We start from the raw sequence: 3017 nt of genomic DNA, 5'->3' as shown, positions 1-3017 counted from the left end.
CCTCTATTCGTATCGGTTCACTTTCACTGGAACTGGAAGAACTCCGTTCTAACGTGGTTGGGGCACAGCTTGGTGAAGAAGCGATTTCAAGCAGTTTAATTGCAGGTGCTATTGGTCTTGCAATCGTAATTATTTTCATGATCGTAGTATATCTTCTTCCGGGTATTGTAGCAGGTATTTCACTTTTAATTTACACAGGCCTTATGCTCTTATGCCTGAATGCATTTGATTTAACCCTGACCTTGCCGGGTATTGCAGGTATTATTCTTTCCATAGGTATGGCGGTGGATGCCAACGTTATTATCTATGCCAGAATCCGTGAAGAAGTTGCAGCAGGAAAATCTGTGAAATCTGCAATTAAATCCGGTTTCCAGAAAGCGTTTTCAGCTATTATTGATGGTAATATCACAACCCTTATTGCAGCAGCAGTGCTTGGTTTAATGGGAACAGGAAGCGTGCAGGGATTCGCACAGACACTGGCACTTGGTATCGTGTTATCCATGTTCACCGCACTTGTTATTTCCAGACTGATTATTAATGCTTTCTTTACCCTTGGATTAAAGGGTGAGAAGTTATACGGAAAACAGAAGGAAAGAAAAACAATTAATTTCCTGAGCAAGAAAAATCTCTTCTTTATTGTATCCATTATTCTGATTCTGGTTGGTCCTGCATCTATGATATTCAACAGCGTACAGGGCAATAAATCATTGAACTACAGCCTGGAATTCATGGGTGGTACTTCTACAAATGTAACATTTAAAGAGGATCTGAGTATCGGTGATATTGATTCCAAGGTAAAACCTGTAGTACAGGGAGTAACGGGGGATGCAAATATCCAGACACAGAAAGTAAGCGGAACAAATCAGGTTATTATCAAAACCAGAGAACTGAATCTGGATGAGAGACAGGAATTAAGCGATGCATTGAAGAATGACTTTGATGTGGATACCACACTTATTACAGCAGAAAGTATTTCTTCCACTGTTAGTTCAGAGATGAGAAGCGATGCAATTATAGCGGTAGTTGTTGCTACTATCTGTATGCTGATCTATATCTGGTTCCGCTTTAAAGATCTGCGTTTTGCTACCAGTGCAGTTATTGCACTGCTTCATGATGTATTAGTAGTACTGGCATTCTATGCTCTTGCAAGAGTATCGGTAGGTAATACCTTTATCGCATGTATGCTGACAATTGTCGGTTATTCCATCAATGCCACCATTGTTATTTTCGATAGAATCAGAGAGAATATGGCTGCTATGAAGAATAAAGACAACATTGCAGATATTGTGAATCTGAGTATCACTCAGACCCTTACAAGAAGTATTTATACTTCCCTTACCACATTTATCATGATTGCAGTACTGTTTGTTATGGGAGTTTCTTCCATACGTGAGTTTGCACTGCCTCTGATGGTTGGTATTGTATGCGGAGCTTATTCTTCTGTTTGTATTACCGGTGCACTCTGGTATGTATTGAAAACAAAGATTCAAACAAAGAAAAAGTAATTATAAATAATAAATGTAAGTACCTCTGGTATGCTTGTACCGGGGGTATCTTTCATTTTTAGGTGATATACAAAGGAGAAATGATTTTGGAGAAATGGTTTGTCACAGCAAAAAGAGCCGATTTTCAGCAGATATCCGGTAAATTTGGAATTAATCCGGTCACCGCCAGGATTATCCGAAACCGGGATATTATCGGTGATGAAGCGATTCAGGAATATTTAAACGGTGGAATGAAGGATCTTCATGATCCGAAACTTTTATATGGAGCCAGAGAAGCTGTCGCGCTTTTGAACAGTAAGATCAATGAGGGCAGGAAGATCCGTATTATCGGAGATTATGACATTGACGGGGTAAATGCCACCTATATTCTTTATAAGGGGCTGAAACGGTGTAACGCCAATGTAGACTATGAGATACCCGACAGAATGAAGGATGGATACGGGATTAATGAGCAGCTGATTCAGTATGCATACGAGGAAGGTGTGGATACCATTGTGACCTGTGACAATGGAATAGCGGCAATTGACCAAATTGCCTATGCCAAAAAATTGGGTATGACCGTGATTATAACGGATCATCACGAGCTGTTATTTAAAGAAGAAGCAGGGGAAAAGATCTGCCTTCGCCCACAGGCAGATGTCATTATTAATCCAAAACAGCCGGAGTGCAATTATCCGTTTCCGAATCTCTGTGGTGCGGCAGTTGCTTTTAAACTGATCTCCTGTTTATTTGAAGATCATCAGATTCCCCGGGAAGAAGCAGAGGCTTTTATTGAATTTGCCGCAATTGCCACGGTTGGAGATGTTATGGACCTTATCGGTGAAAACCGTATTATCGTCAAAGAGGGACTTAGACGCCTCACTAATACACAGAATAATGGGCTGCGTTCTTTAATAAAAGTAAACGGGCTGGATGAGTCGGATATTTGTGCCTATCATATTGGATTTGTCCTCGGTCCCTGCATCAATGCCAGCGGACGCCTGGATACGGCCAAACGAGCCCTGGCTCTGCTGCTCGCGGAAACAGATGGAGAAGCCCTACAGATGGCAGAGGAACTAAAAAGCTTAAACGATGAACGTAAGTCCATGACGCTGGAAGGATTTGAAAAGGCAGTGGAACTGGTGGAGACCACAGAGTTAAAAAACGATAAGGTGTTAGTTGTCTATCTGCCGGACTGTCATGAAAGCCTGGCGGGCATTATAGCCGGACGTATCCGTGAGCGTTTCCATAAGCCGGTATTCGTTTTGACTGATGCAGAAGACGGCGTAAAAGGTTCCGGACGTTCCATTGAGGCTTATAACATGTTTGAAGAAATGGTAAAATGCCAGGAATTGTTTACAAAGTTCGGCGGTCATCCAATGGCGGCAGGACTGTCAATCAAAAAAGAAGATGTGGAAAACTTGAGAACCCGTCTAAATGAACTTACCACCCTGACGGAAGAGGACTTTATCCCAAGAGTTTCCATTGACGTAGCTATGCCGATCGATTATATTTCAGAAGAGCTGATCGGGG

Annotated in this window: 2 protein-coding genes; both read left to right on the top strand. The window is 41.8% G+C overall.

From position 1 onward, the window contains the following. Positions 1 to 1505, top strand: a 1505-nt coding sequence (gene secF / locus ACH2DQ_RS13450) for a protein translocase subunit SecF (protein ID WP_395027075.1), incomplete at its 5' end; no start/stop codon positions are given. A gap of 86 nt (positions 1506 to 1591) precedes the next feature. Further along, on the top strand, positions 1592 to 3017 hold a 1426-nt coding region (gene recJ / locus ACH2DQ_RS13445; protein WP_395027072.1), incomplete at its 3' end, for a single-stranded-DNA-specific exonuclease RecJ.

It is taken from the genome of Robinsoniella sp., from assembly GCF_034124845.1.
Note: the sequence above shows the minus strand (reverse complement) of the source record. Positions and strands in the feature narration are given on the sequence as shown.